The 13,472-nt window shown below is 73.9% G+C and carries 12 protein-coding genes and 1 riboswitch; of the genes, 5 read left to right on the top strand and 7 right to left on the bottom strand.

Annotated elements, in window-relative coordinates; all coding sequences use genetic code 11:
- Nucleotides 1–7 precede the first annotated feature (7 nt).
- Nucleotides 8–883 (bottom strand): metallophosphoesterase, encoded by an 876-nt coding sequence (locus tag AB0F58_RS21405; protein WP_357145516.1) that lies wholly within the window; start codon nt 881–883, stop codon nt 8–10.
- A gap of 131 nt (nt 884–1,014) precedes the next feature.
- Nucleotides 1,015–1,104: riboswitch (ZMP/ZTP riboswitch) on the top strand.
- Between the two features lie 17 nt (nt 1,105–1,121).
- Between AB0F58_RS21405 and AB0F58_RS21400 the strand changes: the two genes are divergently transcribed.
- On the top strand, nt 1,122–2,561 hold the full coding sequence (locus AB0F58_RS21400; RefSeq protein WP_357145514.1) for a glycine hydroxymethyltransferase: 1,440 nt from the start codon (nt 1,122–1,124) through the stop codon (nt 2,559–2,561).
- A gap of 49 nt (nt 2,562–2,610) precedes the next feature.
- On the opposite strand, the gene AB0F58_RS21395 is transcribed toward AB0F58_RS21400, so the two are convergent.
- From AB0F58_RS21395 to AB0F58_RS21370, 6 genes are all read right to left on the bottom strand, one after another.
- Complete coding sequence (locus AB0F58_RS21395; protein WP_357145511.1) at nt 2,611–2,865, bottom strand: hypothetical protein; 255 nt, start codon at nt 2,863–2,865, stop codon at nt 2,611–2,613.
- A gap of 66 nt (nt 2,866–2,931) precedes the next feature.
- A complete protein-coding gene (locus AB0F58_RS21390; protein WP_357145509.1) occupies nt 2,932–4,251 on the bottom strand; it encodes a PLP-dependent aminotransferase family protein in 1,320 nt (439 codons plus the stop codon).
- Nucleotides 4,248–5,387 (bottom strand): alpha-hydroxy acid oxidase, encoded by a 1,140-nt coding sequence (locus AB0F58_RS21385; RefSeq protein WP_357145507.1) that lies wholly within the window; start codon nt 5,385–5,387, stop codon nt 4,248–4,250. Before AB0F58_RS21385 ends, AB0F58_RS21390 begins: the two co-directional genes overlap by 4 nt.
- A complete protein-coding gene (locus AB0F58_RS21380) occupies nt 5,380–6,381 on the bottom strand; it encodes an alpha/beta hydrolase (protein ID WP_357145504.1) in 1,002 nt (333 codons plus the stop codon). Before AB0F58_RS21380 ends, AB0F58_RS21385 begins: the two co-directional genes overlap by 8 nt.
- 9 nt (nt 6,382–6,390) lie before the next feature.
- The gene (locus tag AB0F58_RS21375) at nt 6,391–7,608 is read right to left on the bottom strand and encodes a cytochrome P450 (protein ID WP_357145500.1); all 1,218 of its coding nucleotides are present in this window, start codon (nt 7,606–7,608) and stop codon (nt 6,391–6,393) included.
- Nucleotides 7,609–7,681: 73 nt separating this feature from the next.
- Complete coding sequence (locus AB0F58_RS21370; protein ID WP_357145497.1) at nt 7,682–8,962, bottom strand: SGNH/GDSL hydrolase family protein; 1,281 nt, start codon at nt 8,960–8,962, stop codon at nt 7,682–7,684.
- Between the two features lie 345 nt (nt 8,963–9,307).
- Between AB0F58_RS21370 and AB0F58_RS21365 the strand changes: the two genes are divergently transcribed.
- The 4 genes from AB0F58_RS21365 (at nt 9,308) to AB0F58_RS21350 (ending at nt 13,352) form a co-directional block, all read left to right on the top strand.
- Complete coding sequence (locus AB0F58_RS21365) at nt 9,308–10,873, top strand: AMP-binding protein (RefSeq protein WP_357145494.1); 1,566 nt, start codon at nt 9,308–9,310, stop codon at nt 10,871–10,873.
- Between the two features lie 77 nt (nt 10,874–10,950).
- A complete protein-coding gene (locus tag AB0F58_RS21360; protein ID WP_357145491.1) occupies nt 10,951–11,724 on the top strand; it encodes a TIGR03089 family protein in 774 nt (257 codons plus the stop codon).
- A gap of 181 nt (nt 11,725–11,905) precedes the next feature.
- On the top strand, nt 11,906–12,601 hold the full coding sequence (locus tag AB0F58_RS21355) for an SGNH/GDSL hydrolase family protein (protein WP_357145489.1): 696 nt from the start codon (nt 11,906–11,908) through the stop codon (nt 12,599–12,601).
- A gap of 193 nt (nt 12,602–12,794) precedes the next feature.
- Nucleotides 12,795–13,352: a GNAT family protein gene (locus AB0F58_RS21350; RefSeq protein ID WP_357145486.1), complete on the top strand. Its 558-nt coding sequence runs from the start codon at nt 12,795–12,797 to the stop codon at nt 13,350–13,352.
- Nucleotides 13,353–13,472 lie beyond the last annotated feature (120 nt).

Here is a 13,472-nt window from a genome sequence, read left to right as displayed (position 1 = left end):
GACCCGACTACCGGAGTGGCTGGCTCGCCGGCCACTCCGGTAGGTCACCGGTCGGGGCGGGGAGGATCCGCCGCAGCCGAGGGGGGTTCAGGCGGGGCTTCCACTCGCGCGGGTAGCCGACGGAGACCTCCTCGAACCGCACCCCGTCGTACACGGTGGTGCGCGGGATGTGCAGGTGGCCGTAGACGACCACGGCGGCCCGGTAACGCAGGTGCCAGTCGGCCGTGGCGGTCGTGCCGCACCACTGGGCGAAGATCGGGAACCGCAGGATCCGGGTCGGCTCCCGTACCAGGGGGTAGTGGTTGACCAGCACGGTCGGCAGCTCGTCGAGCGCGTCGAGGCGGGCCCGGGTCTGCGTCAACCGGGCGGCGCACCACTCCTGCCGGCTCGGGTACGGGTCGGGGTGGAGCAGGTACTCGTCGGTGCAGACGATGCCGGTGCGGTGCGCCTCGGCCAGCGCCGCCTCCCGGTCCATCCCGTCGGGGAGGAAGGTGTAGTCGTAGCCGAGGAAGAGCGGCACGATCCGGACCGGCCCGTCGGGGCCGTGCCAGATCTCGTACGGGTCCTCCGGGGTGACCACGTCGAGCCGCCGGCACAGGTCGACGACGTGCCGGTACCGCTCCTCGCCCCGCAGCGTCACCGGATCGGTGGCCGGGGTCCAGAGCTCGTGGTTGCCGGGCACCCAGATCACCTTCGCGAACCGCTCGCGCAGCTGACCGAGCGTCCGTTCGATGTGCGACACCGTCTCGCCGACGTCGCCGGCGACGAGGAGCCAGTCCTCCGGCGACTCCGGGCGCAGCTCGTCGACGACCCGGCGGTTGTCCGCGTATCCGACGTGCAGATCACTGATCGCGACCAGGCTGCCGCCGCCCTCCCCCACCATGACCACGATCTTACGGACACCTCTGCCGGCCAGCGGCCCCGCGCACGCGTCCCGGCGGCGGCGCGCTCGCGCCGCGCTCCAGCCTCGGCGGAGGCAGGACGGGGACCGCCCGGCGCGACCCGGTAGGATCGCCGGTGGGCCGTGACTGGCGCGTGGGGATGGAGCACCATCGGGAAGCGGCCCCGTCATGAGGACGCACGCCGAGCGCCTGGGCCTTCCGCACCGTACTGGAGGTCGCATGCCGTCGTCGAACGCCGAGTCCACCGCTTTCCGCAGCGCCCTCGAGGTGATCCGGGCCGTCGAGCCCCGGGTGGCCGACGCGATCGGCGCCGAGCTGGCCGACCAGCGGGAGTCGCTGAAGCTGATCGCCAGTGAGAACTACGCCTCCCCGGCCACCCTGCTGGCGATGGGCAACTGGTTCAGCGACAAGTACGCCGAGGGCACCGTGGGCCGGCGGTTCTACGCCGGCTGCCAGAACGTCGACACCGTCGAGGCGCTCGCCGCCGAGCACGCCCGGGAGCTGTTCGGGGCGGCGCACGCGTACGTGCAGCCGCACTCGGGCATCGACGCCAACCTGGTCGCCTTCTGGGCGGTGCTGGCCGACCGGGTCGAGGCCCCGGCCCTGAAGAAGGCACAGGCCCGGCACGTCAACGACCTCACCGAGGCCGACTGGTTCACGCTCCGCCGCGAGCTGGGCGACCAGCGGATGCTCGGCATGTCGCTGGACGCCGGCGGGCACCTCACCCACGGGTTCCGGCCGAACATCTCCGGCAAGATGTTCGACCAGCGCAGCTACGGCACCGACCCGGCCACCGGCCTGGTCGACTACGACAAGGTCGCCGAGGCGGCCCGGGAGTTCCGGCCGCTGATCCTGGTCGGCGGTTACTCCGCGTACCCCCGGAAGGTCAACTTCCGGATCCTGCGGGAGATCGCCGACGAGGTGGGCGCCACCTTCATGGTGGACATGGCGCACTTCGCCGGGCTGGTCGCCGGCAAGGTCTTCACCGGCGACTTCGACCCGGTGCCGCACGCGCACATCGTCACCACCACCACGCACAAGTCGCTGCGCGGCCCACGCGGCGGCATGGTGCTCTGCGGCCCGGAGCTGGCCGAGCAGGTGGACCGGGGCTGCCCGATGGTGCTCGGCGGCCCGCTGCCGCACGTGATGGCCGCCAAGGCGGTCGCCCTGGCCGAGGCCCGCCGCCCGGACTTCGCCGACTACGCGCAGCGCATCGTCGCCAACTCGCAGGCCCTCGCCGAGGGGCTGCTGCGGCGCGGGGCCACCCTGGTCACCGGGGGCACCGACAACCACCTGGTGCTCATCGACGTGACCGGCTATGGGCTGACCGGCCGGCAGGCCGAGCAGGCCCTGCTGGACTCCGGCATCGTGACCAACCGTAACGCCGTCCCGCAGGACCCGAACGGGGCCTGGTACACCTCCGGCATCCGGATCGGCACCCCGGCGCTGACCACCCGGGGCCTCGGCACCGACCAGATGGACGAGACCGCCGAGCTGATCCACACCGTGCTCAGCCAGACCCGGCCGGGGGCGAACGCCGACGGCACCGGGTCGAAGGCGAAGTACATCCTCGACCCGACGGTTTCCGAACGGATCGCCAAGCAGGCCAGCGACCTGGTCGCCGGTTACCCGCTCTACCCCACCGTCGACCTGGGCTGACGACCCGGCCGTCGGGGTGGCGCCGGGCGCGGCGCCACCCCGGCGGGGGTCAGATCGTCACCGGCCGTTTGAGGTGGTAACGGTGCACTTCGGTGCTGCCCTGCACGTTGTTGACGTCCTCGGCCGCGGAGACCAGCTCCCACCCCTCCCGGCCCACCCGGTTCAGGTGGGCGATGGCGGTGTCGCCGTACGGGGTGACGTCCCGGCGTGAGCCGTCCGGGCCGTACCAGGTGAACGTGACCTCGAAACTGCGCCCCTGCCCTTGGTAGCGGCGGACCAGTAGTGCGTACTCCCAGGCGACCATGGTTCCATTATCGCCGTCCACAGCGGAGCGTGTGGTGGCGAGGCGGAGCGTGTCGTGCCGGACACCTCAGGTGACCGCCGGGCCGCGCCGGTGGATCTCGTCGGTGACCAGCGCGGCCAGCCGGTCCAACCCCAGGTCGATCTGCTCGCGGGTGACCGCGCTGATCGACAGCCGCAGCGCGTCGACCGGCGCGGTGTCGTCGTAGAAGTGCGCCATCGGCGTCCAGAGCACGCCGTACTCCTGGGCCGACCGGGCCAGCAGCGCGTCGTCGACCGGGAACGGCACGGTCAGCACCGCGAAGAAGCCGCCGGCCGGGACGTTCCACCGCACCGGCGACGGTGGCGGGAACCGCCGGGCCAGGCCGGCGACGAGGTGCCGCAGGTTGCCGGCGTAGACCGCGCGTTCCCGCTCGTTGGCCCGGAGCAGGCTGCACCCGTGCGCCAGCAGCCGGCCGCCGACCACCGCCTGGGCGATCGGGGAGGTGTTCACGGTGACCATGCTCTTGATCTTGGCGAGCTGGTCGGCGAGCAACCCGACGGTCCCGTCCGCGCCCCGGACCCGCTGGTCGGCCAGGACGTAGCCGACCCGGGCGCCGGGCAGCACGGTCTTGGCGAACGAGCCCAGGTAGACCACCCGGCCCCGCTCGTCGAGCGCCTTCAGGGTGGGCAGCCGGGCCGTGCCGTCGGCCGGGAACAGGCCGTACGGGTTGTCCTCGATCAGCAGCAGGTCCTCCGCCTCCGCCAGGTCGAGCAGCCGGCGGCGGTCGGCGAGGCTGATGCTCACCCCGGACGGGTTGGCAAAGTCCGGCATCACGTAGCAGGCCCGGGGCCGCTCCCCGGCGGCGCGGGCCCGGTCCAGGCGGGCCCGCAGGTCGACCAGGTCGACCCCGTCCGGCCCGCCCCGGACCGGCCGGACCGGGAAGTCCAGCAGCCGGGCCGCCCCGGTGAGGCCGACGTAGGTGGGCGCGACCGCGAGCAGGACGTCCCGGGGATCGGCGCGCAGGGCCCGCAGCACCAGGAACATCGCCTCCTGGCAGCCGACGGTCACCACGACCGCCTCCGGGTCGACGGTGACGCCCTCGTCCACCGCCAGGTTGCGGGCGATCAGCTCGTGCAGGATGCCCTTGGTGCGGCCGTACTGGAACAGGGTGCGCCGGACGCCCGCCTCGTCGTGGCCGACCTCGTCGGTCAGGTACCGGCGGAACCGCTCCAGGTAGCGGGGCAGCGCGGCGACGTCGAAGAACTCCTCGTACGGCCGCCCGGCGGCGAGGCTGATCGCGTCCGGGTACCGCTGGGCCACCTCGTTGAGGAAGTTCATCGAGGTCAGCGCGGGATCGTCGACCGCCGGGTGCAGTGCGGCGACGTCGATCTCCACCGGCGTGCTCACCGCTCTCCCCCGGTCAGCGCGCGCAGCTCGCGGGCCTCGGCCGGGTCCGCGCAACCGGCCAGGGCCAGCGCGTCGCGCAGCTCCTCGGCCAGCATCGACAGGGCGCGCTCCGCGCCGGAACGCCCGTCGACGGCCAGTGCCCAGAGCATCGGCCGGCCGACCAGCACGCCGCTCGCGCCGAGCGCCAGGGCGCGCAGCACGTCGGTGCCGCCTCGTACCCCGCTGTCCAGCAGCACCTCGGCGCGGCCGTCGAGCGCCGCGAGTACCTCGGGCAGCATGGTGACGGCGGCCGGCGCGCCGTCGAGCTGCCGGCCACCGTGGTTGGAGACCACCACCGCGTCCGCGCCGACGGAGCTGGCGAGGACGGCGTCACGGGGGTCGAGGACGCCCTTGACCAGCAGCGGCAACCGGGTCTCCGACCGAAGCCACTCCAGGTCCGTCCAGGTCAGGGCGGGGGCGAACACCGCACCGGTGTGCGCCGCCACCGCCGACACGCCGGGGGCGCCCTGGTGGGCGAGGTCGTGGCGACCGCCGGGCAGGTTCGCGGCGGTCACCTCGGCGGGCAGGCGGAACGCGTTGCGCAGGTCGCGCAGGCGGCGGCCGAGCACCGGCACGTCCACCGTCACCATCAGCGCCGAGCAGCCCGCCTCCTCGGCCCGGGCCAGCAGGTCGACGACCAGGCCCCGGTCCCGCAGCCAGTACAGCTGGAACCAGACGTCCGCGCCGGTCGCGGCGACCTCCTCGATCGGACAGCTGCCCAGGGTGCTGGCCACGTAGGGCACGCCGGCCACCCGGGCCGCCGTGGCCAGGGCCAGCTCACCGTCGGGGTGCACCAGCTTCTGGTACGCCATCGGCGCCACCGCCACCGGCAGCGCGGCCGGCCGACCGGCGAGCACGGTGTCCAGCCGTGGGGCACCCGACCCGCGCAGCACCCGGGGCAGCACCGCGACCCGGTCCAGGGCCGCGCGGTTGGCGGCGAGGGTGGTCTCCGCGCCGCTGCCGCCGGAGACGAAGTCCCACACGTCGGCGGGCAGGACGGCGCGGGCGGCTGCGGCGAAGTCGGCCAGGCAGACCGGCTGGTCGTCGGGACGCCCGGCGGTGGCCCTGGGCTCGGCCGGCGGGACGCGCTCAGTCATCGGCCCGCCTCGCGCCCACCGGCCGGCGGTCCGGGCCGACGGCCTCCGGCCCGGCGGCCGGGGCGAGCAGGCGTGCCCGCAGCCAGCCGGCCGCCCGGTCGAGGGCGTGCCGGCCCCCGTCGAGGACACCGGACATGGCGAAGAACCCGTGGATCATGCCGGCGTAGCGGGCCAGTTCGGTCGGCACGCCGGCCTCGCGGAGGCGTTCGGCGTACCGCTCCCCCTCGTCGCGCAGCGGGTCGTACTCGGCCGTGATCACCAGCGCGGGGGGCAGCCCGCCGAGGTCCTCGGCGAGCAGGGGCGAGGCGAGCGGGTTCCGCCCGTCCGCCGGGTCGGCCAGGTAGTGCCCCCAGTACCAGTCGACCGAGGTCCGGTTGAACAGGTACGGGTCCTCGGACTCGCGCATCGACTCGGTTTCGCCCCGGTGCAGGGTGTTCGGGTAGACCAGGAGCTGCCCGGCGAGGGTCGGCGCGCCGTCACGGCGGGCGAGCAGGGTCACCGCGGCGGCGAGGTTCCCACCGGCGCTGTCCCCGCCGACGGCCAGCCGGGCCGGGTCGACGCCCAGCTCGTCGGCGTGCGCGGCGATCCAGGTGGTGGCGGCGTGGCAGTCCAGCACCGCCGCCGGGAACCGGTTCTCCGGGGCGAGCCGGTAGCCGACGGTGATCACCTGGCAGGGCACCGCGTTGGCCAGCCGCCGACAGATGCCGTCGGCGGTGTCGATGCTGCCGAGGGTCCAGCCGCCGCCGAAGAAGTAGACCAGGGTGGGCAGCGCCCCGTCACCGGCCGGACGGTAGATCCGGATCGGCAGGTCCCCGTCCGGGCCGGGAACGGTCCGGTCGCGTACCTCGTGCACCGGCTCGGCGTCGCCGCCGCCGGCCCGGATCGCGGCCAGGTCGGCGGCGCGGGCCTCGGCGAGGGTCTGGGTGTAGAGCTGGGCCGTACCGGCCGCCGCCCGGCGGGCGCGGTACGCCAGGACCTGTGGGTCCAGTGGCATGGGGGTCTCCTAACCGCCGGTGGTGACGAGCAGCGTGTCGATACCGCGCAGGAAGAGGCTGCCGCTGTAGGTCGGCTGCGCGGTGACGGCCAGCCGGGGGAAGCGGGCGAGCAGCCGGGGCAGCGCGAGCCGTCCCTCCAGCCGGGAGACGGCGGCGCCCAGACAGAAGTGCAGGCCGAGGCCGAAGGCGAGCGACGCCGGCCCGGACCGGCGCGGGTCGAAGCGGTCCGGTTCGGGGAAACGCCTCGGGTCGCGGTTCGCCCCGGCGATCAGCAGCAGGACGTTCTCGTCCCGGGCCACCGGGACGCCGTCCAGTTCGAGGTCGCGGGGCGCGGCGCGGGCCAGGAAGTGCACCGGGTTCTGCATCCGCAGGATCTCGTCGACGCACCCGGCGGCGAGGGCGTCGTCACCGGGCAGCGCGGCGACCGTGTCGGGATGCTCCAGCAGGATCGGCAGCCCGTTGCTCAACATGTAGACCGTGGTGACGAAGCTGGCGTTGAAGAGCACGATCAGGTTGCTGATCAGCTCGTCCTCGGTCAGCCCGACGTCGCCGGCGTCGACCGCCTCGACCAGGCCGCTGATCAGGTCCTCGGCCGGGGTGGCGCGGCGGAGCGCGAGCAGACCGCGGTAGAACTCGCGCAGTTCGGCGGCGGCGGTGTTCGCGGCGGCCAGCCGCTCCGGGGTCTTGCCGGCCACGTCGAGGAACGCGTCGATCGACTCCACCCGCTCCCGGTACCAGGCCAGCTCCTGCTCCGGGATGCCGATGAACTCCGCCATCACCAGGGCCGGCACCGGGTGGGCGAAGTCGGCGACGAAGTCGACCTCGGCGCCGCCCGCGCCGTTCTCGGCCATCCGGTCCAGCAGCGTGTCGACGACCCGTACCACCACCGGTTCCAGCGCGCCGAGGCGACGCGGGGTGAACGTCTTCGCGAAGACCTGCCGCATCCGGGTGTGGTCCGGCGGGTTGACGAACATCATCGAGGTCTGGAGGGTACGCAGCACCTCGTGGTCCCGCCAGGTCGGTGGCGGCTGCTTGGAGAACTCCGGGTCGCGCAGCACCCCGGCGACGGCGTCGTAGCCGACCGCGACGGCGGTGACCGAGCGGTGCTCGCCCCGGTCCGGTACGGCGGCCACCGGCCCCAACCGGTGCAGGGCGGCGTAGTACGGGTACGGGTCCTGCCGGCCCTGTTCGCTGTAGAGGCCGGTCAGGATCTTGTGGACGTCCACGTGCGGTGCTTCCTCCCCAGGAATGACGGCAGGAAGCGGCGGGGGATCACCCCGCCGCTTCCGACGTGCTGTGTTACAGGTCGAGCAGCCGCAGGTTGACCGCGTCGGCCATCGCCTTGTTGCCCAGGTCGTTCGGGTGGATGTGGTCCCCCGAGTCGTACGCGGGCAGCAACCGGCTCGGCTGCGCCGGGTCGCGGAGCACCCGGTCGAAGTCGAGCACCCCGTCGAACTCGGTGCTGCCGCGCAGGTACGCGTTGACCGCCTGCCGGGTCGCCTCCTTCTCCGCCGTCCAGACCCCCTCGGCGCCGTGTCCCTGGTACGGGGTGAGCGTCGCGACCAGGCTGGTCAGCCCGCGCTGCCGCACCTGCTGGTTGATCTGCCGCAGGCTGGCGATGATGCTCTCGGCGGAGTCGCCGGACATCCAGATGTCGTTGATGCCCAGGTGGGTGACGACGGTCCGCACACCGGTCTGGGCGAAGACGTCCTCGTTGAGTCGGGCCACCGCGTTCGGGCCCAGCTCGTAGTAACCGGGGAAGCCGCCCGCACCCGGCTCGGTGCCCTCGTGGTTGAGCCGGTTGCCGGCGAGGCTGGCGTTGAGCACGCCCGGCGTACGCACCTCGGAGCGGGTGTCGATCAGACGGTCGGCGAGGTAGTCCGGCCAGCGCTTGTTGGCGTTGACCGTGCTGGCGTTGCCGTCGCCGATCGAGTCGCCGAGCACCACCACCGCACCCGGGCTCTTGCGCCGCTCGACGTCCACCCCGGAGAGGAAGAACCAGCAGCAGTCCGGGCGGATGGTGAAGCCCGCCCCACCGGCCGCGCCGGTCAGGTCGGTGGCCCCGATGTACGTGGTCTGCCGCGACTGGCCGTGGAAGGTGACCGGGCCGGTCGAGGTCGGGAAGTGCAGGGTCACCACCAGGTCCTGCTGCTCGCCGACGCGCAGGTTGATCGGGTCGCTGAGCAGTTCACCGCCGCGGTTCATGGTCGCGGTGGCCGAGCCGCCGAAGGTCAGCTCGCGCAGGGTGGTGGTGTCGATGTCGGACAGGTCCGCCGGGGTGCTGGTGTTCGGCTTGGCGACGGTGGCCCGGCCGAGCGTGACGGCCTGCTCGCCGAAGATGTTGCTGAGCCGGATACGTACCCGGTCACCACCGACGGTGGTGTGCACGACCATCCGGACGCTCTGGTTGTTCAGCCCGTTGTTGGTCAGCCCGACCGAGTTGCCCCGGGTGACCGCGGCGGCCCAGGTGCCCGCCCACACGTCGCGCGACCGGTCGTTGCGGTTGGCGTCGGCCGACGGGCCGGCACTGGCCACGACGGCGGGCGTGGCCGTGACCAGCAACGCCGCGGCGGTAGCCACGACGTGCCATCTTTTCGGGGTCGACATTGAACCTCCATTATCGGCAGCCCGGGGCCGTCCGCTGGTCGGCGGCACCCGGACGATGGTCCAGAAACCTAACGGCGCTGCTGACAGGGGTCAATCAACCGGACCGGCATGATCAACTACTGCCCGGACGGTGCCCTCCGACGATCGGCTCTGGTCGGCACCGTGACCGTCCACCTAGGCTCGACGAGCGGTGGTGCGAGGCGGTCGGCGGTGCTCGCCGGGGCCGCGCCACCGGCCGAAACCCCTCCCGGACGCGCCTGCCCCGGATCCCCGTGGACCGCCGTCCGGTGATCACCTGCCTACGATGGGAGCTGCCGCATGGCCGACGGAGCCACGCACCGGGCGAGCTACGTATCCGACGCCCTGGCCCTCTTCGCCGAGTTCGGCGACCGGGAGGCACTGGTCGCCGACGGACGGCGGCTCTCCTACCGGGACGTCGCCGACGCGGTCCGCTCCCTCGCGGGCAACCTGCACCGGCACGGGGTGCGACCGGGGGCGGCCGTGCTGGTGATGGCCGGCAACGTGCTCGAGGCCCCCCTGCTCCAGCTCGCGCTGCACCTGCTCGGCTGCCGGTCGATGTGGATCGCGCCGGTCACCTCCCGCCGCGAGGTCGAGGAGTTCGCCCGGCGGTCCCGACCGGACGTCTTCGTCCACGACGCCCGCGACGGCGCAGCCGCCTCGGCGGTCGCCGCCGCCCTGCCCGGCGTGCCGGTGCTCTGCCTGGGTGCCGGGGACGGACCGGACCTGACCGCGCCCGCCGATCCGGCCGACGTCGCCGCGCTGCCGGTGTCGGTACCGGAGCCGGAGTCGTTCCTCCAGACCAGCGGCAGCACCGGTGCGCCGAAGCTTGTGCACCACCGGGAGAGCTTCTACCGCCAGGTCCTCGCCATCGCCGAGGCGATCCGGGGCAGCGGCGCGCCGCTGCTGCGACACCTGTCGCACTCCCCCATGTGGATCGCCAGCGGCCAGGTCACCACGCTGGTCAACCTCTTCACCGGTGGGGTGCTCTTCCCCGCCCAGGGGTGGGACCCGGCCCGCTTCGTCGCCACCGTGCAGGCCGAACGGATCAACTCGACCTTCCTCACCCCACCGATGCTCTACGAGGTGCTCGACCACCCGGCGTCGCAGGGCGCGGACTTCTCCGCCATGTTCATGTTCAACGTGGGCGGCGGTCCGGCCGCGCCCGCGCGGCTGCGCCAGGCCATCGCCCGGTTCGGCCCGGTGATGCGCATCGTGTACGGGCTCAGCGAGGCCGTGATCATCACGGCGCTGCCGCAGGTGACCGAGGACCCGGCGCACCCGGAGCGGCTGCGCTCCTGCGGCCGGCCGTACGGCGACGTGTCCGTGGAGATCCGCGACGCCGACGGCCGGGTGCTCCCGCCCGGCGTCGACGGCGAGGTGTGGGTCCGCACCCGGCTCAGCTTCGTCGGGTACTTCGGCCAGCCGGAGCTGACCGCCGACACGCTGGTCGACGGCTGGGTCCGCACCCGGGACGTCGGGCACCTGGACGCCGACGGCTACCTCTACCTCGTCGACCGGCTGGCCGACCGGATCCTCACCCAACGGCGGAGCTGGCCGATCTACAGCCGTCCCGTCGAGGACGTGCTCGCCGGGCACCCGCAGGTCGCCGCGGCGGCGGTGGTCGGGGTGCCGGCCGACGACGGCGCCGAGGCGCCCTACGCGTACGTGGTGCCGACGCCGGGTGCGACCGTGACCGGGGCGGACCTGGTCGACCTGGTCAGCCGGGAACTCAGTGACCTGTGGGCGCCGCAGGGGGTGGAGTTCCTCGACCGGCTGCCGGTGAACCGGTCCAACAAGGTCGACAAGCGCGCCCTGCGCGACCGGTACGCCGCCGGGCAGCGGGCGGTCGACCCACGCCGGTGACCCCCGGGCCCGGCCTCCGCCCCCACGTGGTGCGGCGGCGACTAGGGTGGTGGTCCGCGCCGTTTCCTGGAGGCCCGATGACCATCCCCACCGCCGTCGACGTACCCGACCTGCTGACCGCCGGGTCGGTCGCCGGGGCGGACCGGCCGCTGCTCACGTACTACGACGACGTCACCGGTGAACGGACGTCGCTGACCGCGGTGGAGCTGGGCGGCTGGGCCGCCCGCACGGCGGGGCTGCTGCGGGACGGGTGCGGGTTGGCCGCCGGGAGCCGGGCCGCCGTCCTGCTCCCGCCGCACTGGCAGACCGCCGCCGTCCTGCTGGGCGCGTGGGCGGCGGGGGTGGCCGTGTCGTACCGGGGCTGGGCCACCGCCGGGTTGTCGAACGCCGGACCGGGCGCGGACGAGCCGCTGGACGTCAGTTTCGTGGCCCGGCACCGGGTCGACTCCTGGCTGGACGACCCGCCCGAGGCCACCCATCGCTTCGTCCTCGACCTCGGGCCCGCCGGAGCGCCACCGGCGGAGCCGCCCGTCGGGTACCGCGACTTCCTGACCGAGGTACGCCGGTACCCGGACAGCCTCCCGCCGTACGCGGCGGTCCGCCGGTCGGACCCGGCCAGCGTCGACGGCACCAGCTACCGGCAGTGGGGGGACCTGGCACTGGCCATCGCCGAGTGGAGCGACCTGCGGCGTGGCGACCGGGTCCTGGTCGACGCGGCCGAGCACGACGAGCCGGTGAAGTGGCTGCTGGCCCCGCTCGCGGCCGGCGCGTCGGTGGTGGTCTGCGCCAACCTCGACCGCGACCGGCTCGACGACCGCGTCGCCGCCGAGCAGATCACCCGCGTGCTCTGACCGGACCCGGGTCGCCCGGCTCGTCGCGGCGGTGGGCGATCCCCGCCCCGGCCGACGGGGCCTCCGGGACCGGCGTCGACGGTGGGTCGGCGGGGCCGAGGGTGGAGCGGCGCCGACGGCGGACCGGGATCGGCCGTCCGGACGCTGGTCGGCGCGGCCACCGTCCACTACGGTCCCGGGCATGCCGTCGACGCTGACCGAGTCCACCGACCCCTACTGTCTCCGGGACGGGGAGAGCGCCGCCCTGCTCGCCGGGCACCCGTGGCGACGGTTCGTGGTGCTCGGCGACAGCGTGGCGGAGGGCCTCTGCGAGCCGGTGGCCGGGTACAGCACCCTCCAGTGGGCCGACCGGATCGCCGCCGAGCTGCGCGCGGTCCGTCCCGAGTTGGCGTACCTCAACCTCGGCCGGCGCGGGCTGCGGGCGCACGAGGTGCGGGCCGAGCAGGCGGGTCCGGCGGTGGCCTTCCGGCCGGACCTGGCGCTGGTGGTCTGCGGCGGCAACGACGCGTTCCGTCCGGCGTACGACGCGGAGGCGGTCGATGCCGAGCTGACCGCCCTGGTCACCACGTTGCAGGTGGCCGGGGCGGACGTCGTCACGGTCGGCATGTTCGACGTGTCGAACAGTCCGGCCGTGCCGGAGAAGGTCCGTCCCGGGCTGGGCGAGCGGATGCGCCGCCTCTCGGCGCACACCGCCCGGCTCGCCGAACGGCTGGGCACCCTGCACGTCTCCCTGACCGACCACCCGCTCACCGCCGACCCGTCGATCTACAGCAGCGACGGGCGGCACGGCAGTGCGCGCAGCGACGCGATCGCCACCGCCGAGACCGTCCGGCGGCTCGGGGCCATGCTGCGGGACCGACCGCCGACGCGCCCCTGATCGCCGGCACGGACGCCCGGACCTGAGCGGCCTGCCGCCGATCCGGGCGGTACGCGGGCGCTCAGCGGCCGGTGGGCGAACCTCCGAGCGACCCGGCGGAGAACTCTGGAGGGTCAGGCCGTCCGGGCAGGTGCCGGGCTGGGGCAGCGGCGGCGGGAACCACCGGGGGCGGCCGGTGGCGTAGCGTGGTCCGGTGCCGTTGACCCACCCTGCTGTTGATCTTACTGACGGGGCTGTTCGTCTCCGCCGGTGGCGGGAAGACGATCTGGACTGTGTTCGGGCCGCGGCCCAGGATCCGCGGATTGTCGAGGCCACGACGGTCCCGGAGGTGTTCTCGGTCGACGCAGGACGGGCGTTCGTCCACCGGCAGTGGAGTCGGGCGAGCAACGGTGAGGGTGTCTCGCTCGTGATCGCCGATGCGGTAGCCGGTTCGGCGCTCGGTGCGGTGGTGCTCATGCTGCGGCCCCAGCCGGGTGTGGCGGGGATCGGTTACTGGGTCGTCCCGTCGGCGCGGGGGCGAGGGACCGCCACCCGTGCGGTGATGCTGGTGTCCTCGTGGGCACTGGACGTCGCGGGCATCGAGCGGGTGGAGGCGTGGGTGGAGCCGGACAACGAGGCGTCCCGGCGGGTTCTCACCGCGGCCGCCTTCGCACAGGAGGGCGTGCTGCGCCGCTTCCTCTCCTTTCCCGGCCGTCGCGCTGACGCGGTCGTCTTCTCCAGGATCCGGGACACTCGTCGCCGAGACGCATGAACGGTGGGCCCGGACCGCTTCTCGGGCGACGTCGGGCGACGTCACGGCAGCGGCGATCGTGACCACCCGTGCCGGGCGGTGGGCGTCGACGAGGCAGGGGTCCCGCAGGAGCGTGGACCG

The organism is Micromonospora sp. NPDC023956 (assembly GCF_040639195.1).
GTDB lineage: Bacteria > Actinomycetota > Actinomycetes > Mycobacteriales > Micromonosporaceae > Micromonospora.
This window is presented reverse-complemented; position numbering and strand designations above follow the sequence as displayed.

Bases quoted from the DNA above. Each gene is read 5' to 3' on its own strand.
- AB0F58_RS21405 (WP_357145516.1), bottom strand. From the start codon at position 883: ATGGTGGGGGAGGGCGGCGGCAGCCTGGTCGCGATCAGTGATCTGCAC.
- AB0F58_RS21365 (WP_357145494.1), top strand. From the start codon at position 9,308: ATGGCCGACGGAGCCACGCACCGGGCGAGCTACGTATCCGACGCCCTG.
- AB0F58_RS21395 (WP_357145511.1), bottom strand. From the start codon at position 2,865: ATGGTCGCCTGGGAGTACGCACTACTGGTCCGCCGCTACCAAGGGCAG.
- AB0F58_RS21355 (WP_357145489.1), top strand. From the start codon at position 11,906: ATGCCGTCGACGCTGACCGAGTCCACCGACCCCTACTGTCTCCGGGAC.
- AB0F58_RS21400 (WP_357145514.1), top strand. From the start codon at position 1,122: ATGCCGTCGTCGAACGCCGAGTCCACCGCTTTCCGCAGCGCCCTCGAG.
- AB0F58_RS21360 (WP_357145491.1), top strand. From the start codon at position 10,951: ATGACCATCCCCACCGCCGTCGACGTACCCGACCTGCTGACCGCCGGG.
- AB0F58_RS21380 (WP_357145504.1), bottom strand. From the start codon at position 6,381: ATGCCACTGGACCCACAGGTCCTGGCGTACCGCGCCCGCCGGGCGGCG.
- AB0F58_RS21385 (WP_357145507.1), bottom strand. From the start codon at position 5,387: ATGACTGAGCGCGTCCCGCCGGCCGAGCCCAGGGCCACCGCCGGGCGT.